This is a genomic window from Pseudomonas sp. HLG18 (genome assembly GCF_051903985.1).
In the GTDB taxonomy this organism is placed as follows: Bacteria; Pseudomonadota; Gammaproteobacteria; order Pseudomonadales; family Pseudomonadaceae; genus Aquipseudomonas; species Aquipseudomonas fluorescens_BT.
On record NZ_CP195831.1, the window covers coordinates 1,987,374 to 2,007,230 of the forward strand.

General features: G+C 59.3%; 15 protein-coding genes. 13 read left to right on the plus strand and 2 right to left on the minus strand.

Features of this window, described 5'->3' with window-relative positions; translation table 11 throughout:
* The first annotated feature begins 24 nt into the window (after positions 1 to 24).
* The 4 genes from ACSPX5_RS09145 to pgm all read left to right on the plus strand — a co-directional run bounded on the left by ACSPX5_RS09145 (position 25) and on the right by pgm (position 6,253).
* Positions 25 to 1,047 carry a zinc-dependent alcohol dehydrogenase family protein gene (locus ACSPX5_RS09145; protein ID WP_207864321.1) on the plus strand — a complete coding sequence of 341 codons (1,023 nt, stop codon included), beginning with the start codon at positions 25 to 27 and terminating at the stop codon, positions 1,045 to 1,047.
* 545 nt (positions 1,048 to 1,592) lie between these two features.
* Complete coding sequence (locus tag ACSPX5_RS09150; RefSeq protein WP_169430365.1) at positions 1,593 to 3,047, plus strand: hypothetical protein; 1,455 nt, start codon at positions 1,593 to 1,595, stop codon at positions 3,045 to 3,047.
* Between the two features lie 49 nt (positions 3,048 to 3,096).
* Positions 3,097 to 4,497 carry a PLP-dependent aminotransferase family protein gene (locus ACSPX5_RS09155; protein ID WP_169430366.1) on the plus strand — a complete coding sequence of 467 codons (1,401 nt, stop codon included), beginning with the start codon at positions 3,097 to 3,099 and terminating at the stop codon, positions 4,495 to 4,497.
* Between the two features lie 109 nt (positions 4,498 to 4,606).
* Complete coding sequence (gene pgm / locus ACSPX5_RS09160; protein WP_207864319.1) at positions 4,607 to 6,253, plus strand: phosphoglucomutase (alpha-D-glucose-1,6-bisphosphate-dependent); 1,647 nt, start codon at positions 4,607 to 4,609, stop codon at positions 6,251 to 6,253.
* Between the two features lie 63 nt (positions 6,254 to 6,316).
* Here pgm and ACSPX5_RS09165 read toward each other — a convergent pair whose 3' ends face one another.
* On the minus strand, positions 6,317 to 7,012 hold the full coding sequence (locus ACSPX5_RS09165; RefSeq protein WP_169430368.1) for a pirin family protein: 696 nt from the start codon (positions 7,010 to 7,012) through the stop codon (positions 6,317 to 6,319).
* A 279-nt stretch (positions 7,013 to 7,291) separates the two neighbouring features.
* Between ACSPX5_RS09165 and ACSPX5_RS09170 the strand changes: the two genes are divergently transcribed.
* Positions 7,292 to 9,766: a UvrD-helicase domain-containing protein gene (locus tag ACSPX5_RS09170; protein WP_439821500.1), complete on the plus strand. Its 2,475-nt coding sequence runs from the start codon at positions 7,292 to 7,294 to the stop codon at positions 9,764 to 9,766.
* Between the two features lie 58 nt (positions 9,767 to 9,824).
* Here ACSPX5_RS09170 and ACSPX5_RS09175 read toward each other — a convergent pair whose 3' ends face one another.
* Positions 9,825 to 10,097: a DUF1652 domain-containing protein gene (locus ACSPX5_RS09175; RefSeq protein ID WP_169432639.1), complete on the minus strand. Its 273-nt coding sequence runs from the start codon at positions 10,095 to 10,097 to the stop codon at positions 9,825 to 9,827.
* A 264-nt stretch (positions 10,098 to 10,361) separates the two neighbouring features.
* Here ACSPX5_RS09175 and ACSPX5_RS09180 point away from each other — a divergent pair, with 264 nt between their 5' ends.
* The 8 genes from ACSPX5_RS09180 (at position 10,362) to ACSPX5_RS09215 (ending at position 19,855) form a co-directional block, all read left to right on the plus strand.
* Positions 10,362 to 11,177, plus strand: coding sequence for a helix-turn-helix domain-containing protein (locus ACSPX5_RS09180; RefSeq protein ID WP_439821501.1), 816 nt, complete (start codon positions 10,362 to 10,364; stop codon positions 11,175 to 11,177).
* Between the two features lie 51 nt (positions 11,178 to 11,228).
* On the plus strand, positions 11,229 to 12,635 hold the full coding sequence (locus tag ACSPX5_RS09185) for an NAD(P)/FAD-dependent oxidoreductase (RefSeq protein ID WP_439821502.1): 1,407 nt from the start codon (positions 11,229 to 11,231) through the stop codon (positions 12,633 to 12,635).
* Between the two features lie 29 nt (positions 12,636 to 12,664).
* Entirely contained in the window at positions 12,665 to 13,009 is a 345-nt protein-coding gene (locus ACSPX5_RS09190) for a cupin domain-containing protein (protein ID WP_439821503.1), read from the plus strand.
* A gap of 56 nt (positions 13,010 to 13,065) precedes the next feature.
* On the plus strand, positions 13,066 to 14,151 hold the full coding sequence (locus ACSPX5_RS09195) for a polyamine ABC transporter substrate-binding protein (protein WP_169430373.1): 1,086 nt from the start codon (positions 13,066 to 13,068) through the stop codon (positions 14,149 to 14,151).
* Positions 14,152 to 14,540: 389 nt separating this feature from the next.
* Positions 14,541 to 15,998, plus strand: coding sequence for a serralysin family metalloprotease (locus ACSPX5_RS09200; RefSeq protein ID WP_169430374.1), 1,458 nt, complete (start codon positions 14,541 to 14,543; stop codon positions 15,996 to 15,998).
* 92 nt (positions 15,999 to 16,090) lie between these two features.
* The gene (locus tag ACSPX5_RS09205; protein WP_439821504.1) at positions 16,091 to 16,519 is read left to right on the plus strand and encodes an AprI/Inh family metalloprotease inhibitor; all 429 of its coding nucleotides are present in this window, start codon (positions 16,091 to 16,093) and stop codon (positions 16,517 to 16,519) included.
* A 205-nt stretch (positions 16,520 to 16,724) separates the two neighbouring features.
* Positions 16,725 to 18,509, plus strand: a complete 1,785-nt coding sequence (locus ACSPX5_RS09210) for a type I secretion system permease/ATPase (RefSeq protein WP_439821505.1) — start codon at positions 16,725 to 16,727, stop codon at positions 18,507 to 18,509.
* A complete protein-coding gene (locus ACSPX5_RS09215) occupies positions 18,506 to 19,855 on the plus strand; it encodes an HlyD family type I secretion periplasmic adaptor subunit (protein ID WP_207864303.1) in 1,350 nt (449 codons plus the stop codon). The genes ACSPX5_RS09210 and ACSPX5_RS09215 overlap by 4 nt, the downstream gene beginning before the upstream one ends.
* Positions 19,856 to 19,857 lie beyond the last annotated feature (2 nt).

The window sequence follows — 19,857 nt, forward strand, 5'->3', positions numbered from 1 at the left end:
GAGGTTACTTTGACGAGGTTTGCGATGTCCCGCACGATCCGTTTTCACAAGTTTGGTCCGGCCGAGGTGCTCAAATGCGAAGAGCATGCGGCCGCTCAGCCAGGTCCTGGCGAAGTGCAGGTGCGTGTCGAGGCAATCGGCATCAGCTGGTACGACACACTCTGGCGTCAGAATCTGGCATCGTCGCAGGCACGCCTGCCGTCCGGCCTGGGCCATGAGATGGCCGGTGTGGTCACGGCGATCGGCGACGGTGTCGAAGACCTCATCGTCGGTGACAAGGTAGCCAGTTTCCCGGCGGAAAGTCCCAACGACTATCCGGTCTACGGCGAACTGATCGTTCTGCCACGTACCGCGCTGACCCGTTATCCGGACGTGCTGAACCCGATCGAAGCCAGCGTGCATTACACGCCGCTGTTGATCGCGTACTTCGGTTACGTCGATCTGGCACGCGTCAAACCCGGACAGTTTGCCCTGGTCACTGACGCCAGTCATTGCGCCGGCCCGTCCTTTGTCCAGTTGGGCAAGGCGCTGGGCGTGCGAGTGATTGCCGCTACAAAAACCGCAGAAGAGCGCGAATACCTGCTGTCTCTGGGTGCCGAGAAAGTGATCGTCACCGAAGAAGAAGACCTGTTGATGCGGGTCAACAAGATTACCGACAACCGCGGCGTCAACGTCGTGTTCGACGGTCTCGGCGGCCCACAGATGTCACTGCTGGGTGATGTGCTGGCACCTCGTGGCAGCTTGGTGTTGTATGGCCTGCAGGGTGGCAACCAGACGCCATTCCCGGCCTGCGCAGCGTTCCAGAAGAACATCCAGTTCTTCGTGCATTGCATCGGCAACTTCACCGGGAAGCCGGAGCTGGGCATCGTCCAGGATCACGTCGCGCTGCAACGTGCCCTGCGCGATATCAATCAGTTGACGGCCGATCGCGTGCTGGTGCCGCTCAAGACGCGAGTCTTCCCGTTCAACGAGTTTGTCGAAGCGCATCGTTACATGGATGAATGCCCTTGCCGTGAGCGCGTTGCGCTGCAAGTCGAACCTGCCTGACCTTTACCTTTAGAGTCCGTGGCCCACGGACTCTTGTGCGCTCTTTCCTTCAGACCATGAGAAACCCTGGGCGCGATGCCTGGGGACGTTCAGCAACTGAACTGGTTTTTACTCGTGATCTGTATCTTCTAATCGCCCTCCAGACCCTGATAATTGAATGACTACTTTCATCTCAAGGAATGAGCGATGTCTGTGCATTCTATTTGCTTTGTGCAATACCAAACGGCTGTTGAAGATCGATGTTCCGGTTTCTGTTTAATTGCTGTAGGGCGGCTATGTAATCCCTTCTTTTTTTCCTGTGCTCATCGTGCGCAGGTCATTGTAAGAATTTTCCTAAGAAAACTTGAAGCCAGGGAAACCTCCGTAAAGACAGGGGGTTGCGCCATTCGTGTCGCGGGCGTGAATTATTTCAAGTACAACTGTTTCAAATAACTACAAAACTTTAAGTGTTAGCATTTTAGCGTCTATTAATTAATGAAGAATGATTGCGCGTCCGATGTTCTTGGCTGCGCAATATGAAACCTTTGATATCGGGTGAAGTACTGATGAGCACGATCCATGATCAGGCAATGAATTATGTCTACCAGCAAGTATTGCAGCGATTGCTGAGTTTCTTTTCCCGTGCCGAGCGCACGGCATTGCAGTTGTTGATTCAGCGGCTGGCGGTAGCGGCCGGGGGCATGGATCGTATCGGCGAATTCAAGGTGCTGGTGACTCAATCCGGAACCCGAGACTGTTGTTACAGCCTGGCCCTTATGCGCGCTGCCCAATTGAGCATCGCCGGGCGCGCTCCGGGCACCTTTCAGCTGCGGGTTGCGACGTTGCGCGGAGGTGCCGTACCCGCGTCGGCACTGCACAACATGCATCGCAGCTTCAGTGCACTGTTTCTTTATGATGATCCAAGGGTCGAACTGTTGATGGTCGATCATCGAGAGGTGTTGCCCTTCAATCACCAGGCACCCGTCTCGGAGGTGGGGCGCGAGGCAAGCTGCATCAATTTGCTGATGGTCGGCCATCGTCGGTGCTGGAATGAAGAGCTTTATCTATGGGACGACAACTACCTGGCAACGGGCGAGTTTTTCGGCCAGGTCGCTCGATGGAACAACGGCGTCGATGCACTGCTCAGCAGTGACTCTGCACGCAGTCAGGAGGCTTTTCTGCATGGCCTCGACCGGGCGGCTCGCAAAGCCGGCATCGGTGCACTGCCAAAGCGGGGCAACGGTTTCGATGAATTGTTCAGCCTGCTCGATGGCATGGGCGGCGATTACTATCGGGAACTCTACCCGGAAGCCGACCTGCAGCCCTGGCGCCCGCTTGGCCAGTTCGAAGCCTGTCGGCGCACCAGTTACATCGGCATCGACGATATCGTGGTGGGCAAGATGGACGAGCGGTGGCCGTTGCTCAGCGATTTTCTTGGTTTTCAGGCCAATGAACTGCAGATCGAAACGGGCACCGACGAGTCGACAGACCCCGTAATCGCTGCCTACCTGCACGGCCTGCAAGTCTGTCATGTCGAAGGGCGCAGCTACGAGGCGGGCGTCTCGGAGTATGTGCAGCGTTGTCTGGCTTCGATGCGCCGCAGGAACGTTCCCGAACAGATTTGCGAGCGGTTTCTGGCGTCATTCGGCAACCTGTCTGATCTGACCGAACACCGATCGGTGGCGATGGCCGCACTGCACAGAAATGTCGGAATCAGTGAATCGCAACTCGTCTGTCTGTTGTTTGCGCCTTTTATCGAAGGCGGTGCCGGCCTTGAACGTTTTCTGCGCACTTGCCATCCGGGCATGCTGATCGCCATGCCGGATCTGCACCGGGCGATGCAAGGGCTGCATGCGCCGGAGCAGGTTCTGCAATGGATGACCGAAGTCAGCGGGTTGCCCGTACACCTGATCAGCCGGTTGTATGCCATGGATTCCATTCCCATGGATGAGCAGGTCAGGCGGGCTCCGGAGCTCTCCGACGTCGAGGTTGCCGTGGGCGACCGCTCCGCGGAAGGTTGAGCGTGAGTGTATTGCCTGAAGGCGAAAACATGCCGGCGGATGCCCGCTCATGAATGCCGCACGTGAAACCGACTTCGCCTACCAGGCCGTCTATCGATACCTCACCCAGTTGATCGAAGAGCCTGGCGGCGAAGGTGCGATTCGCTTGCCATCCCTGAGGCAATTGGCCGAACGGCTGGGCGTCTCGATTTCAACCATTCAATACGCCTATGCCTTGCTGGAAAAGGAAGGTCGGGTTTACTCCGTTGCCAAGTCCGGTTATTTCGCAAGAGCAGCCAGTACGGTCATGCCGCCCGGTCGGGGCAGCGACCTGCTGGAAACCGTCTATGTCAATGCCAGATGTTCGGGGATGCGCGTGCTGAGCGCAGATGACCCGGCATCGGTACAACCGCTGGATGGTCCGCTGCTGACGCTTGAGCGGGAGCTGATGCGCCAGTACCCCCGGCAACCTCAGGCCGTGGTTCAGCCCTGTGGCGAACTGGAGCTGCGCACGTTGCTTGCCGCCCGTTATACCTCCTCACCGACCCATTGCTGGCATGCCGAAGATGTCTATATTGGCGCCGATGCAAGAGGGGTTCTCGAGATCCTGATCGCTGTCCTTGAGCTGCGCCACGCTACCGTGGTGGTGGAGTCGCCCTGTGACTGGATGATATTGCGCCTGCTTCAGTCTGCGGATGTGCGGATCATCGAGCTGCCGGTGCAGCCCGGCGGGGTGTTCGATCCACAGCAATTGGCATTGTTGCTGGAAACCGAGCCAGTACGGCTGGTCTTGCTGTCGTCGCAATTGAACATGCCCCACGGCAGTCTGGCTCCTCAGGATAATCTCGAGGCTATTGCGAGCCTGCTCACGCGCCACGGCATCTGGGTGCTGGAAAATGACAGCTACAGCGAACTGAGAGATGACAGTGATCGGCGACCTCTGCGTGATCTGCTGGACCCCGATCGCCTGCTGGTTTTCTCGACTTTTGAAAAGGTGATCGGTGTCGAAGCCCCTTACGGCTTTGTACTTGCTCGCCAGTGGCGGGCCGATCTGCAACGGCACTTCCTGCTGCGTTCGTTCCGTCTCTCGCCGATTCGCCAGAAAGCCATTGCCCGCCTGTATGCAAGCGGTCGTGTCGATCAACACTTGCCGGTGCTCAAGCGTCTGCTCAAGGAGCGCCGAACGCAGTTGATCGAGCTGCTGCGAGACGGGCTGGGCGATGCATTGCACATCGACGAGCCGCAGGGTGGGGCGACGATCTGGGTGCGCTCGTCCCGTCGGGTGGTGATGGGGGCGGTGTTTCAGCGCCTGCTCAAACAACACGTGTTGATCGCGCCGGGGGAGCTGTTCAGCACCCAGGGCATGCATGGGCAGCACATGCGCCTGAGTGCAATCGGCAGCAGCGGGCCTGAGCTGGCCGGGGTCGTCGGTCTGCTTGGCGATGCATTGCGGCTGGCCCCCGGTGACTGAGCTGTTAAAAAACATCGGGGATGCACGGGATAGATACCATCGCACTACGGTCAAACTGCCAGTAAACTCCGCTGTAATTTCCTGAACCACTCTATTTCAGAGGTTTTGCATGACACTCAGTCCTTTTGCGGGCAAACCGGCACCGGCAGAACTGTTGGTCGATATCCCGCGACTGGTAACGGCGTATTACACCGGGCAGCCTGACGCTTCGATTTCCACCCAGCGCGTGGCATTTGGCACTTCCGGGCATCGGGGCAGCTCCTTCGACCTGAGTTTCAACGAGTGGCACGTTCTGGCGATCAGCCAGGCGATCTGTCTGTATCGCGAAGCCCAGGGCATCACCGGCCCGCTGTTCGTCGGCATCGATACTCACGCGCTGTCTACGCCGGCCGGAGCCAGTGCCCTGGAAGTGCTGGCAGCCAACGGCGTGACCGTGATGATCGCCGAAGGCGACGAATACACCCCGACGCCGGCCGTGTCCCACGCCATTCTTTGCTACAACCGCGGCCGCACCACCGGCCTTGCTGACGGTATCGTGATCACGCCGTCGCACAACCCGCCACAAAGCGGTGGCTACAAATACAACCCAACCAATGGCGGTCCGGCCGACACCCACATCACCAAGTGGATCGAAGCCAAGGCCAACGAACTGCTGGCCAACAAGCTGGCAGGCGTTAAACGCATCGGCTACGAGCAGGCGCTTAAAGCCCCGACCACGCATCGTCACGATTACGTCAACACCTACGTGGCCGACCTGATCAATGTCATCGATTTCGATGCCATCCGCGGTGCCAAACTGCGTATGGGCGTCGATCCTCTGGGTGGAGCAGGGGTGCGCTACTGGTCAGCCATCGCCGAGCACTATCGTCTTGACCTCGACGTGGTGAACAAGGAAGTCGATTCGACGTTCCGCTTCATGACTGTCGACTGGGATGGCCAGATCCGCATGGACCCATCGTCGAGCCACGCCATGCAGGGCCTGATCGGTCTCAAGGAGCGCTTCGATGTCGCGTTCGCCTGCGATCCTGATCACGACCGTCACGGCATCGTTACGCCGTCCGGCGGTCTGTTGGCGCCGAACAATTACCTGGCGGTGTCGATCGACTACCTGTTCCAGAACCGCCCGCAATGGCGCGCCGATGCTGCCGTGGGTAAAACCGTGGTCAGCAGTGGCCTGATCGATCGCGTGGCCAAGCGCCTGGGCCGACGCCTGTACGAAGTGCCGGTCGGCTTCAAGTGGTTTGCCGATGGTCTGTTCGACGGCTCACTGGGTTTCGGCGGTGAAGAAAGCGCCGGCGCCTCGTTCCTGCGTAAGGACGGTGGCGTCTGGAGCACCGACAAGGATGGTCTGATCCCGGCGCTTCTGGCGGCTGAAATGACCGCCCGTACCGGCCGCGATCCAAGCCAGGCCTATCGTGCGCTGACCGATGAGCTGGGCGAACCGTTCTCGGTGCGTGTAGACGCCAAGGCCAACCCGGAGCAGAAAGCCTTGCTGAGCAAGTTGTCGCCGGAGCAGGTGACTTCCACCGAACTGGCCGGCGAAAAGATTCAGAGCATTCTCAGCAAGGCCCCGGGCAACGATCAGGCCATCGGCGGTCTGAAAGTCATGACCGAGAACGGCTGGTTCGCTGCACGTCCGTCGGGTACCGAAGACATCTACAAGATCTACGCCGAAAGCTTCATTGGCAATGACCACCTCAAGCAACTGGTGGCCGAAGCGCAAACGCTGGTCGATGGTGCAATTTCCACACAGTGATCAGTGTTGAATAGAAAAGGGCGACCTCAGAGGTCGCCCTTTTTTTGCCCGTCATTTAGCCGATCAGGCCAGATCCACCAGCACGATTTCACAGTCTTCAATCGCTGTGACGCTCAATACCGATTCATGGCTCACCGCCACACCGTCTCGAGCTTGTGCACGCAAGCCGTTGACTTCAATCACACCGGTGGCCGGTACAAGGTAGGCGCGACGCCCCTCGTCGAGTCGATATTCAGCGGTTTCCCCGGCCTTGATAGTGGCCGCCACCAAACGTGCGTTGGCGCGAATCCGCAGACTTTCATCGTCACCGTCCTTGCCGCTGGCGAGCGTCACGAAACCTTCGCGCTCACCTTTGGGGAACGGTTTGGCGCCCCAGGAAGGCGGTGCACCGGTTTCGGTCGGCAGAATCCAGATCTGGAAGATTTTGGTGGCAGTTGCTTCCAGGTTGTATTCGCTATGGGCGATGCCGGTGCCGGCGCTCATTACCTGAACGTCACCGGCTTCAGTGCGGCCCTTGTTGCCCAGGTTGTCCTGGTGGGTGATCGCACCTTCGCGCACATAAGTGATGATTTCCATGTCCCGGTGCGGGTGAGTGGGGAAGCCGGTTCCCGGGGCGATGATGTCATCGTTCCATACCCGCAGATTGCCCCAGCTCATGCGCTGCGGATCGTAGTACTCGGCGAACGAAAAATGGTGATGGGCATCCAGCCAGCCGTGATGGGCGCCGCCCAGCGAGCTGAAGGGTCTGAGTTCAAGCATGATCTTCTCCTCAAAAGGTTCGTCATGGGGCGTTTCGGCCGCAGCCACGAAGCGAGACCGGTGATTGATGGCGAGCATCATCAATCAACCAATAATCGAGAAAAAGCGTAAAAAGTGCCGCATTCCCATCGAATTGACTGATGTTATAAATCTCGAAACGCTCTCATGCAGCCTTCAGTTCATCGCCTAACTCAATGACCTGTAAGCATTTCGCTAGAACTCAACGGCAAATGCAGACACCATAGCCCTCAACAGCCTCAGCCTCTGGAGTCCGTCAGCGTGGCGCAAAATACCCCCGATCTTCCTCCCGAACTTCGTCCCCTGGCCGAGATGCCGTGGTTCAAACGCCTGGCGGCGCGTTTTCTCGGGCATGGTCTGACGCAATTACGCGCCCAGCATCGGGCATCGTGGCTGCACGGTCAGGCCGACGGCTTTCGCAGCGGGCACACCGCGGGGTTCGATTACGGCTACAAGGAAGGCAAGGCTGAGGGGCTGGAAGAGGGCCGTCAGGTCCTGTTGATCCGCGACAGCCGCAGCACTGAGCACCGTGCGCCGGGCATCGACAACCACCTGTTCGATGACTGGCGCCTGCCACTGACGGCCGAGCTGAAGAAGCGTATGAAGGCTGACGTCGCCCGTTTGCTGCCGGCCCGTGCCCAGCCGAGCGTTGCGCAATGGAAAATGATTTTCAGCGATACGCCGTCAACGTCGGTAGTCGCTGGCGCCGGGGCTGGCAAGTCGACCACGCTGGTGCTGCGCATTCTGCTGCTGACGCACTATCTGGGCTTTGAGCTGGACTCGATGACCGTGGTGACCTTCACCCGGGAGTCGCGCAAGGACTTCATCAATAAACTGATCGAACTGTTCGCCTTGTGGGGACAGGCCATCAGCCAGAAAACCGCCCGGGATCTGGTGCGCACCTTTCACTCGCGGATTCTGCCGATGGTGCGCAGCCTGCCAGGGTTCGAGCGCTTGCAGGCGTTCGAGAATCTCAGCCACCGGCCGCAGGGCGCTGAAGACGACGTCGACAGCAACCCGTTCGATCTGCGGATCAACGACGCCCAGCGACAGCAGCTCAATGCCTGCTATTACCGCCTCTACACAGATAACGAGCGCTTTCGCCAGCTGGTCCAGCCGTTGTCCCGGCATGCCTTGCAGCTCAAGGAGCTGGAGCGCGATCACCCCGACGTGCAAAAACGCATGGCAGTGACCGAGCTTGCCGCCAGGCGCGACGAAGAACTGTGCGACGTGATTGAAGACCTGTGGTTTCGTGCCGGTGCCTGGCCAATAAAAGGTGTCGAGCCGAACCGCCAGGCGTTCGACATCAACGGCTCGACCTTCCATTGTCATGGCTATATTCCGAATCTCGATGCCTGGGTCATCCTGGGTTTCGACCCGAAGGAAAACCCGCAAGTCTGTCGTCCCGATGCCAGGCTGACGGTCCGTGCAGAATGGGCAGTCAAGCGCACCCTGTTTCAAGCTTTCTGTCGTAAGCCATTGATATGGCTGGACAGTTACGAATCTTCGCGACGAGTTCTGGCCTCCCTGGCCGGCGATGCGAGTGCCGGTCCGGGGTTCGATTACAAGGTCAAGGGCGAACTCGTGTCTGCCCCGTTGCTCGACTGTTTTGTCGCCGCCGCCGGGTTTATCGAGAACCTGGGGCTGGACGTACCGGACGCCGTTGGTCGCATGAGTTTCGCCAAGGACGATCCTGACCGGTTTTTCTTCGAGGCGCTAAGCCTGTTCTGGCGTGCGCTGGAAGATCACTTGCTCGATCAGAAACCGCCGATCATGACCTACAACCGCATGTTCGCGCTGTTCAGCGAGCACTCGCCGGAAAACCTCAAGCTACTGAGCGATGAACTGCTGCGCCCCATGTCACACCTGATGATCGACGAGTTTCAGGACGTTTCACCGCAGATCGTCTCGTGGATCCGCGCCAGCCTTGCAGAGATCCGCAGCCGTGGCCCGGCCATGCACGTCGGACGCGGGGCGCAGCGTTCGTCCTTGTTGTGCGTGGGGGATGACTGGCAGTCGATCTATGGCTGGCGTGGCAGTTCGCCGAGTTACTTTATGGAGTTCAACAAAGAGTTCTCCTCGCCAAGCACAACGCGGGTGATGCTCAGCGACAACTACCGCAGCCATCAGCACATCATCGATGCCGCCGAACACATTGTCCGTGCCGCACCAGCGATCCCGGGCAAGAAAGCCAAAGCCAGTGGCGAAGAGAAGCCTTTGCAACCGGTCAACGTGCTGGAGCGCGATGATCAGGCACTCGGCCAGCGCCTGGCGGAGCATTACAGGAACGGCGATTCGATCCTGATGCTTTATCGAAAAAGTAGCGATAAGTCGTTAATAGAACAGCATATTCAGTCGGTAGTTAATGTTGATTCGAGCTTGCCGTACGAGTCTCGACGCTTGAAACAGCTGACCTATCACAGCGCCAAAGGCTTGCAGGCCGATGCGGTGTTCTTGCTCGGTGACTGCCAGCACCTCACCAGTTCGCCCTACAAGAATCAGGTCTACCGCATGGCCGGACTGGGCAAGGCCGGTGACAACGAGCCTTACGACACGGCGCAGAAGGACGAAATCCTGCGTCTGGCCTACGTCGGCATCACCCGTGCCGTGAGCCATTGCTACTGGTACGTCGAGCCGCAGGATGCCCAAGCGGTGAACATGCCGCGTGCGTCGGACCGGGTCGCCAAGGGCAAGCCGTTCTTCGTCGATCACCGATCGGAAAAGAAAACCGCTTGAATCGATTGCCCATGAAAAAGCCCGCACTCGGCGGGCTTTTTTGTTTTAAATCATTAGGTTATGCGTAACTCTTGAGGGAATCCGGAGGTATGAAGGCCTCCAGCTCATCCTCAACGGCCTCGATTATTCGCTCGACATCCGCCGCATTCATCACCGTGGCACAGGGAATGCCGGCAATGGCGATCATGGTTTCGCCGCTGGCCCGGTCGAACAGGCGGGCAATCATGCTGCCCGGCGCGTCCATCGTGGCCTCGAAACCCATAGGATGAAAATGCCAGCGCATCAGCTGGCAGGCATTGGGGAACGTGACTTTGCTTGACCCTTTGTTCATGTATTGCCCGCCTTCTTCATCGAGCGCTTCCGTTTGCTCATGGTAGGTGGGAAGAGCCTTCATTGGCTCAACCGGTGACTATCCTTAAAAGTAGCACCTGGATGTGAAAAACCTGTGAGATTTTTCAGGCCGTTTGGCGATTGCAGGGATTTTTTTGATGTAAGTCACGGCTGATGAAAATGTCGCCAAAATGCCACTATGCGCCGCTTGGTTGATGACGCACGCGAAGTTGGGCAAGCTCGGTTCTTTTGCCAAGAGTCGCTTATGCACGCCGATGATGACGGCCCGCAGCAGACCCCGGCCACGGCCGAAACGGTCATGCGCTATCACCTGTGCTGGAAACACCGGGATCTGGACGGCGTCATGGCGCTGTACCATCCGGACATTCAGTACAACGATTTTTTCCAGAACCGCGTGCTCGGTCTCGACGAGTTGCGTGAGTACGTTCGCGTCAGCATGCCCCGTGAATCCGACGAAGCGTTGGAGCATTGCGACCGGATCCGCATCGACGGCAACACGGCGTTTATCCAATACGAAGTGACCCTGCGTGGCGGCAATGGTCTGGTGTCGTTCCGTTCCAGCGAAGCGATTACCGTCAAGGACGCCAAAATCTGGCGGGTCAACGAATACGCGTCACTGTTGCGCGAGCAGGGCTCCAGTACCTCGACGCCGAGTCAGCGTCCGGCGGCGAGCCGACTGGGCCTGTCGCCACGCCAGTTGAGTTTCATGGCCGAAGACCTGCAGCAGTATTTCCAGCGTCAGCAGCCGTACCTCGATCCCGAGCTGGACCTGCAACGCGTGGCGAAGGAGTGCGGTTACAGCCGCAATCAGATTTCCTATCTGCTGAATCAGGTGCTGGGGCAAAGCTTCTATCGCTACGTCAATCAGGCGCGTCTGCAACATCTATTGCAGTCGCTCGACAACGCTACGCCGCCGCTGCGCATTGATGAACTGGCGTTCGCTGCCGGATTCAACTCGTTGTCGGCGTTCTACAGCTGTTTTCGCCAGCACACCGGGCAGTCGCCCAAGGCCTACGCCAAACAAATTTCTTTGCGGACACGCGCGCAAGACAGTCCTTGAGGTCAGCCACTAGGATCGACGCCATCGAAATCTGGATTGGCGGAGTCTTGCATGCCGGCGTGGCGCACTATCAGTTTGTGGATGGATCAACTCGATGAGCCGCTCAGCGCGCGCCCGGCACTGGAGCAGGACCTGGACGTCGACGTGGCGATCATCGGCGCCGGCTACACCGGGTTATGGACGGCGTACTACCTGAAGAAACTGGCGCCGGGACTGGATATAGCCATCGTCGAGGCGCAAACCGCCGGATTTGGGGCCTCGGGTCGCAACGGTGGCTGGTTGATGGGCAATCTGCTGGGCGAAGATCGCCTGTTGGCGGGCCTGTCTCCCGAGCAGCGTCGCGCTTCGTTCGATCTGCTGCACGGCATCCCCGATGAGGTGGAGATCGTCATCGAACGCGAGGGCATCGACTGCGATTACCGCAAGGGCGGAGTGCTGTATTGCGCGGCCCGTTATCCCGAGCAGGAAGCCAGTCTGCGTGAGTACCTGAGCAAGCTGCATGCACAGGGCCTGACTGACGACGATTATCGCTGGCTAAGCCCGGAGCAACTGGCGCGGCAGTTGCGCATTGCCAAACCCTACGGCGCCATCTTCGCCCCGCATGTGGCGACTATTCAGCCGGCAAAACTGGTGCGCGGCCTGGCCCGGACCGTTCAGGGCATGGGCGTGAAAATCTACGAAAACAGCCCCGTGACCCATTGGCAGGCCGGCAGCCTGCGCACCGACAAGGCCAGCGTGCGAAGTCGCTGGATCGTCCCGGCCATCGAAGGTTATTCGGTGACGCTACCACCGCTGGGTCGTTATCAATTGCCGGTGCAGAGTCTGATTGTTTCCACCGAACCGTTGTCGGCGGCGACCTGGGACGAAATCGGCCTGAGTCGTGGCCAAGCCTTCAGCGAGTTCAGTCGCCAGGTCACCTACGGCCAGCGCAGCGCCGACAACCGACTGATTTTCGGCGCCCGTGGCGGCTATCAATTCGCCGGCCAGTTGCGCCACAACTTTGATCTGACCCGGGATGAAGTGGAACTGCGACGCTATCTGTTTGGCGAACTGTTCCCGCAACTGAAAAACGTACAGATCACCCACGCCTGGGGCGGCAACCTCGGCATGTCCCGGCATTTCAAACCGCACATGCTGTGTGACCGGGCCAACGGCATCGCGCTGTCAGGCGGTTATGGCGGGGAAGGCGTGGGGGCCAGCAACCTCGGCGGAAGCACCCTGGCCGATCTGATCCTCGAGCGCGATACCGAACTGACCCGTCAGCCATGGGTTCTCCCCGACGGTGGAATCCACGCGTTGCGAGCGTGGGAGCCGGAGCCGTGCCGCTGGCTCGGCTACAACGCGATCATCAAAAGCTTCGTCCACGAAGACCAGACCTTGGCCAACCCGGCGACGGCGCCTTGGCGGCGCAAGCTTGCCAGCCGGGTGGCCGGGTTCATGGAAGGTTTCATGCACTGAACGTTGTTTACTACCAGACAGGTAACGCCATGAGCATCACCCAATTCAAGAACACCCCCACGTTGCAACTGGACGAGTCCAATCCGGTGGCCGTGCCGCTCGGCACGCCGGTGGCGATTGCCTCGACCACCAGCATCGAGCGCAACGACGGCGTCGAAACCGGCGTCTGGGAATGTACGCCCGGACGCTGGCGGCGGCAGATCACCGCCCAGGAGTTCTGCCACTTCATTTCCGGCCGCTGCACGTTCACCCCGGACGATGGCGGCGAAACCCTGCACATACAAGGTGGCGACGCACTGATGTTGCCAGCCAACACGCTCGGGATCTGGGACATCCAGGAGACCGTGCGCAAGACCTATGTCCTGATTTTCTGACGTTTTGATCCTTTTGATTGCCTGCCAACAACAACAGCCAATACAGGAATCGATCCATGATCCGAAAGACCCTCGCTCTCGCCCCCTTGATGCTCGCCGTGTCCCTCGCTCAGGCCGCGGATACGGTCAAGGTTTATAACTGGTCCGATTACATCGCACCGGACACCGCCAAGAACTTCGAAAAGGCCAGCGGCATTGGCGTCACCTATGACGTCTACGACAGCAACGAAACCCTGGACGGCAAGCTGATGACCGGTAAATCCGGTTATGACGTGGTGTTTCCGTCCAACCACTTCATGGCGCGGCAGATCCAGGGCGGGGCGCTGATGAAACTGGACAAGAGCCAGTTGCCCAACTGGAAAAACCTCAATCCGGTATTGCTCAAGGCCTTGCAGACCAACGATCCGGGCAATGAACACGGCTTCCCTTATCTGTGGGGCAGTACTGGCATCGGTTACAACATCGCCAAGGTCAAGGCCGTACTGGGCGATAACGCGCCCGTGGATTCCTGGGACCTGATCTTCAAGCCCGAGAACATGCAGAAACTGCAGAAGTGCGGCGTGGCGATCCTCGACAACGGCCCGGAACTGCTGCCTGCTGCGCTGAATTACCTGGGATTGCCGCACCACAGCAAGAATCCCGAAGACTACAAGAAGGCCGAAGCACTGCTGATGAAAGTGCGGCCGTATGTCAGTTACTTCCATTCCTCGAAGTACACCAGCGATCTGGCCAATGGCGATATCTGTGTGGCGGTCGGCTTCTCCGGCGATATCCTGCAAGCGGAAAACCGCGCCAAAGAAGCGAAGAATGGGGTCGACATTGGCTATGCGATCCCCAGGGAAGGCGCCGCGATCTGGTTCGACATGGTCGCCATGCCCGCCGATGCCCCGGATGCCAAGGCCGGGTACGCCTTCATGAATTACCTGCTGCAGCCCGACGTCATGGCCGGCATCAGCAACTACGTGCATTACGCCAATGGCAACGAACAGGCTGACAGCCTGATCGACCCGGCCATCAAGAACGACACCAAGGTTTATCCCAGCCCGGAAATGATGGGCAAGCTGTTCGCGCTGGAAGCCATGCCGCTGAACATCGACCGGATCCGCACTCGCGTCTGGAACAAGATCCGCACCGGAAGCTGACAATCTGTCGGAGCGGGTTATCCCGCTCCGATAGCTGGCAACGTCTATTTAATGGGTTGATATCACTTCGCTGGCACCGCACTAATAAAGTGCGGGAAAGTGAGACGTATCCAACAAAAAAGGAACTTACCGATATTTAATATTTAAATAAGAAATCGTCAGACAATTAGGCAAACTCACCACACTTGCAACATTCTTCCAGCGGCACGCGCTTTGTTTACGGGACTTTTCCGGAAGACTTCAATTTGATCTCGAAAAAACGCTAGACGACAGATTTCAAATTGTGTCAGGTTTCTGATGCCTTCATTGGGCGAGTGATAGGACAATCTCGCCAGAGGTTGTCGCTATCGGACAAAAACTGTTCCATTGCTAAACAAGGAAGTGTGTTTATGTCGAAAGTAAAAGCGAATGCTATTGATACCGCCGAACAGGCTTTCCAGCTGAACGCGGCCCCCCTGGCTGCGCCAAGCTCGGCGTATAACCAGATCAATAGCTTCAGCCATCAGTACGATCGTGGCGGCAACCTCACGGTCAATGGCAAACCCTCCTTCTCGGTGGATCAAGCCGCCACCCAACTGCTGCGAGACGGTGCCTCCTGGCACGACCTCGACGGTAGCGGCAAGATCGAACTGACTTACACCTTTCTGACCTCCAAGACCGCCAACTTCGGTGGCCTGGGCGTTACCGGTTTCAGTCAGTTCAGTTCCCTGCAAAAAGCCCAGGCGGTGCTCGCCATGCAATCCTGGGCCGATGTCGCCAACGTGACGTTTACCGAAGCGGCCAGAGGTGGCGACGGCCACATGACCTTCGGCAACTACAGCGGCGGTCAGGAAGGCGCAGCGGCATTCGCGTTCCTGCCAGGCACCGAGCCAGGCTATGACGGTCAGTCCTGGTACCTGACCGGCAGTGGATACGACGTCAACAAAACTCCAGGTGTGAACAACTACGGGCGTCAGACGCTGACCCACGAAATCGGCCACACCCTGGGCCTGTCCCACCCGGGCGACTACAACGCCGGCACGGGCAACCCGACCTACAATGACGCTTCCTACGGGCAAGACACCCGCGGCTACAGCCTCATGAGTTACTGGAGTGAAAGCAACACCAGCCAGAACTTCAGCAAGGGCGGCGTCGAAGCCTATGCCTCCGGTCCGCTGATGGATGACATCGCTGCGATCCAGAAGCTCTACGGCGCCAACCTGACCACCCGTACCGGTGACACCACCTACGGCTTCAACTCCAACGCCGGCCGCGACTTCCTCAGCGCGACTTCGTCGACGGACAAGCTGGTGTTCTCGGTGTGGGATGCGGGCGGCAAGGACACCTTCGACTTCTCGGGTTTCACCCAGAACCAGAAGATCAACCTCAATGAAGCCTCGTTCTCCGACGTTGGCGGCCTGGTGGGCAACGTGTCCATCGCCAAGGGCGTCACCATCGAGAACGCCATCGGCGGTTCGGGCAACGACCTGATCATCGGCAACAGTGCCGCGAACGAGCTCAAGGGCGGTGCCGGCAACGACATCATCTGGGGCGGCGGCGGTGCCGACAAGCTGTGGGGCGGTTCGGGTTCGGACACTTTCCTGTTCGCGGCCAGTTCCGATTCCAAGCCGGGTGCGATCGATCAGATCCTCGATTTTGTCAGCGGTCTGGACAAAATCGACCTGAGCGCGATCACCAATGGTTCGGGCCTGCACTTCGTCAGCGCCTTCACCGGCGCGGCGGGCGATGCCATCCTGACTTCCTCGGGCGGCAACAGCCTGTTGTCGGTGGATTTCTCCGGGCACGGCGTGGCGGACTTCCAGGTCAGCACCGTTGGCCAGGCAGCGATCAGCGACATCGTGGCGTGATATGAGCCGGGAAAGCGGCGCGCATGCGCCGCTTTCTTTGCTTGCATCGTCTTGGCCGGTAAGCAAGGCTACGTGCCGGAGTGAAATTTCCTATGATCCAATTCGCTTTTACCCGCAATGCGGCGGCGCACCTGTTGCCGATGCTGATGATGATTTCTGGAGAAACAACCATGGCAAGCAGCCTGAGACTCGAAGACCCATCGGTATTTGCCGGGCCGTGGCAGGCGACACTGAGCGCCCGCAGTGACACCCCCGAAGCGCAAGCGATGCAGGACAAACCGTCGAACACCTGCCAGGTCGACCTTGAGGCCAATCAGACCCTGGGCAAGGGCGCCGATTGTCTGAGCGCGTGGCTGCAAGACAGTGCCATCGGCTGGTTTCCCGATCCCGACGGGCTCTCCATCACCGGTAAAGAGGGCTCAAGAATCCAGTTTTTCAGCCGACAACGTGACGGGCTTTATCTGAGTGATTTGAAGTCGGGTCTGGTGATTACCCTGGAGCGAGTTGCAAAGCAGCCTTGATTATTGGAACCAGCACGCAGTTTAAATATAAGGCACCCCGTTACAGTTATAAGCCTGCCTTCAATAACTCTGCCGTGGTACTTGGTCGCGAAAGTTGTTGTTGAAGTGTAAGCGGATGCTGTCGGTGTATCTCCCGCTCCGAGCGCGGGCTAATTAATAGAAGACTCGCCAAGTACGGCGGGGAATATCATTTCAGGAATAATCAATGAAGATGGCGAAGGCCCCAGCCACCGCACCCTTATTCAAGGCACTGGGTGACTATAAAAGCATTCTGATCAGCGTCGGATGCTTTACCGCACTGATCAACGTGCTGATGCTGGTGCCCTCGATATATATGCTCCAGGTCTATGACCGAGTGCTGTCTTCGCAAAACGAAACCACCCTGGCGATGTTGTCTCTGATGGTCGTGGGGTTCTTCGCGTTCATCGGCCTGCTGGAGGTGGTGCGCAGCTTCATCGTGATCCGCATCGGCAGCCAGCTGGAGCGCCGCTTCAACCTGCGGGTCTATCAGGCCGCGTTCGAGCGCAACCTGTTCAAGGGGGAAGGCAACGCCGGTCAGTCCCTCGGCGACCTGACCCACATTCGCCAGTTCGTCACCGGGCCGGCGCTGTTCGCGTTCTTCGATGCACCGTGGTTCCCGGTCTATCTGTTCGTGATTTATCTGTTCAACGTCTGGCTCGGTGTGCTGGCCACCGCCGGCGCGCTGCTGCTGATCGCCCTGGCGTGCCTCAACGAATACATGACCAAAAAGCCGCTGGGCGAAGCCGCCGGTTTCTCGCAGAAGTCCAGCCAGTTGGCCACCAGCCATCTGCACAACGCCGAAACCATTCAGGCGATGGGCATGCTCGGTTCCTTGCGCAAGCGCTGGTTCCAGGTGCATTCGCGCTTTCTCGGTCTGCAAAACCAGGCCAGTGACACCGGCGCGGTCATCAGCTCCCTGAGCAAGACCTTGCGTCTGTGCCTGCAATCGCTGGTGCTGGGCCTGGGTGCCTTGCTGGTGATCAAGGGCGACATGACCGCCGGGATGATGATCGCCGGCTCCATTCTCATGGGCCGGGTGCTCAGCCCGATCGACCAGTTGATCGCCGTGTGGAAACAGTGGAGCGGGGCGAAGCTGGCCTACCGCCGTCTCGATTCCCTGTTGCAGGCATTTCCGCCGAGCGACGACGCCATGGCACTGCCGGCGCCGAAAGGCCAGATCACCTTTGAACAGGTCAGTGCCGGCCCGCCCGGGCAACGGGCCGCGACCTTGCACATGATCAATTTCAATCTGGCGGCCGGTGAAGTGCTGGGCGTGCTGGGTGCCTCCGGCTCCGGCAAGTCGACGCTGGCGCGGGTACTGGTCGGTGTATGGCCGACCCTTGGCGGGACAGTGCGCCTGGACGGTGCCGACATCCATCGCTGGAACCGCGACCAACTCGGTCCGTTTATCGGCTACCTGCCGCAGGATATCGAACTGTTCAGCGGCACCATCGCCGAGAACATTGCGCGCTTCAGCGAAACCGATCCGCAGAAAGTCGTGGCCGCCGCACAACAGGCCGGGGTCCACGAAATGATCCTGCGCATGCCGCAAGGCTACGACACGCAACTGGGCGAGGACGGCAGCGGTCTGTCCGGTGGTCAGAAGCAGCGTGTGGCGCTGGCGCGTGCGATTTACGGCACGCCAAGTCTGGTGGTGCTGGATGAGCCGAACTCCAACCTCGACACCGTCGGCGAAGCGGCATTGTCCAGTGCCATCGTGCAACTCAAGGCCCAGGGCACCACGGTGGTGCTGGTGACGCACCGGTCTTCGGTGCTGGCCCAGGCCGACAAGCTGCTGGTGCTCAACGAGGGCCGTCTGCAAGCCTTCGGTCCGAGCCATGACGTACTCAAGGCGCTGTCCGGCAACCCGCCACAACAGCCACAACAAACAGAAAAAACCGCGCAGGCACCGGGCGGACTCAGCATGAGCCGGCAGTACCAGCCCTCGACAAGGAACTCGGGTGTATGAGCAGCGCGAGCATGAACACAGAAAACGAAGCGAACATGGAACACGCCTACATCACCGAACGCCCGGAGCGCGACGCAAAGTTCTTCGCCCGGATGGGCTGGATTCTGGCGCTGGCCGGCGCCGGCAGTTTCTTTGCCTGGGCGGCACTGGCGCCGCTGGATCAGGGGATTCCGGTGCAAGGCACGGTGGTGGTATCCGGTAAACGCAAGGCCGTGCAGTCGATGAGCAGCGGTGTGGTCAGCCGGATCCTGGTGCGCGAAGGCGAGATCGTGAAGCAGGGCCAGCCCTTGTTCCGCCTCGACCAGACTCAGGTTGCCGCCGACGTGCAATCGCTGCAGGCCCAGTACCGCATGGCCTGGGCCAGCCTGGCGCGCTGGCAGGCCGAGCGTGACAACCTCAAGCAGGTGACGTTTCCGCCAGAGCTGAGCGACAACGCCGACCCGCGTCTGGCCCTAGTGCTGGAGGGCCAGCGACAACTGTTCAGCAGCCGCCGTGAAGCGTTCTCCCGCGAGCAGGCTGCGCTGCGTGCCAGCATCGAAGGCGCTACTGCGCAGCTGGCCGGCATGCGCCGCGCCCGTACCGATCTCAATGCCCAGGCCGCTTCCCTGCAACAGCAGTTGAGCAACCTGCAACCGCTGGCGGACAACGGCTACATCCCGCGCAACCGTTTGATGGAATACCAGCGTCAGCTGTCGCAGGTGCAGCAGCAACTGGCGGAAAACACCGGCGAAAGCGGCCGCGTGGAGCAGGGCATTCTCGAGTCGCGCCTGAAACTGCAACAGCACGGCGAGGAATACCAGAAAGAAGTCCGCAGCCAGCTGGCGGATGCGCAACTGAAAAGCGTCACCCTGTCCGAGCAACTGACCTCCGCCGGATTCGACCTGCAACACAGCGAAATCCTCGCCACCTCGGACGGCATCGCCGTCAATCTTGGCGTGCACACCGAAGGCGCCGTGGTGCGTCAGGGCGAAACCCTGCTGGAAATCGTCCCGCAAGGCACCCGTCTGGAAGTGGAAGGGCACTTGCCGATCAACCTGATCGACAAGGTCGGCACGCACCTGCCGGTGGACATCCTCTTCACCGCGTTCAACCAGAGCAAGACGCCGCGGGTTCCCGGCGAAGTCAGCCTGATTTCCGCCGACCAGATGGTCGATGAGAAAACCGGCGCGCCGTATTACGTGTTGCGCAGCAGCGTCAGCGATCAGGCCATGGAGAAGCTCAATGGCCTGGTCATCAAGCCGGGCATGCCGGCGGAAATGTTCGTGCGCACGGGCGAACGTTCACTCCTCAACTATCTGTTCAAACCGTTGCTCGACCGGGCCGGCTCCGCATTGACTGAAGAATAAGG

Bases quoted from the DNA above. Each gene is read 5' to 3' on its own strand.
- ACSPX5_RS09145 (WP_207864321.1), top strand. From the start codon at position 25: ATGTCCCGCACGATCCGTTTTCACAAGTTTGGTCCGGCCGAGGTGCTC.
- ACSPX5_RS09150 (WP_169430365.1), top strand. From the start codon at position 1,593: ATGAGCACGATCCATGATCAGGCAATGAATTATGTCTACCAGCAAGTA.
- ACSPX5_RS09155 (WP_169430366.1), top strand. From the start codon at position 3,097: ATGAATGCCGCACGTGAAACCGACTTCGCCTACCAGGCCGTCTATCGA.
- pgm (WP_207864319.1), top strand. From the start codon at position 4,607: ATGACACTCAGTCCTTTTGCGGGCAAACCGGCACCGGCAGAACTGTTG.
- ACSPX5_RS09165 (WP_169430368.1), bottom strand. From the start codon at position 7,012: ATGCTTGAACTCAGACCCTTCAGCTCGCTGGGCGGCGCCCATCACGGC.
- ACSPX5_RS09175 (WP_169432639.1), bottom strand. From the start codon at position 10,097: ATGAACAAAGGGTCAAGCAAAGTCACGTTCCCCAATGCCTGCCAGCTG.
- ACSPX5_RS09180 (WP_439821501.1), top strand. From the start codon at position 10,362: ATGCACGCCGATGATGACGGCCCGCAGCAGACCCCGGCCACGGCCGAA.
- ACSPX5_RS09185 (WP_439821502.1), top strand. From the start codon at position 11,229: ATGCCGGCGTGGCGCACTATCAGTTTGTGGATGGATCAACTCGATGAG.
- ACSPX5_RS09190 (WP_439821503.1), top strand. From the start codon at position 12,665: ATGAGCATCACCCAATTCAAGAACACCCCCACGTTGCAACTGGACGAG.
- ACSPX5_RS09195 (WP_169430373.1), top strand. From the start codon at position 13,066: ATGATCCGAAAGACCCTCGCTCTCGCCCCCTTGATGCTCGCCGTGTCC.
- ACSPX5_RS09200 (WP_169430374.1), top strand. From the start codon at position 14,541: ATGTCGAAAGTAAAAGCGAATGCTATTGATACCGCCGAACAGGCTTTC.
- ACSPX5_RS09205 (WP_439821504.1), top strand. From the start codon at position 16,091: ATGATCCAATTCGCTTTTACCCGCAATGCGGCGGCGCACCTGTTGCCG.
- ACSPX5_RS09210 (WP_439821505.1), top strand. From the start codon at position 16,725: ATGAAGATGGCGAAGGCCCCAGCCACCGCACCCTTATTCAAGGCACTG.
- ACSPX5_RS09215 (WP_207864303.1), top strand. From the start codon at position 18,506: ATGAGCAGCGCGAGCATGAACACAGAAAACGAAGCGAACATGGAACAC.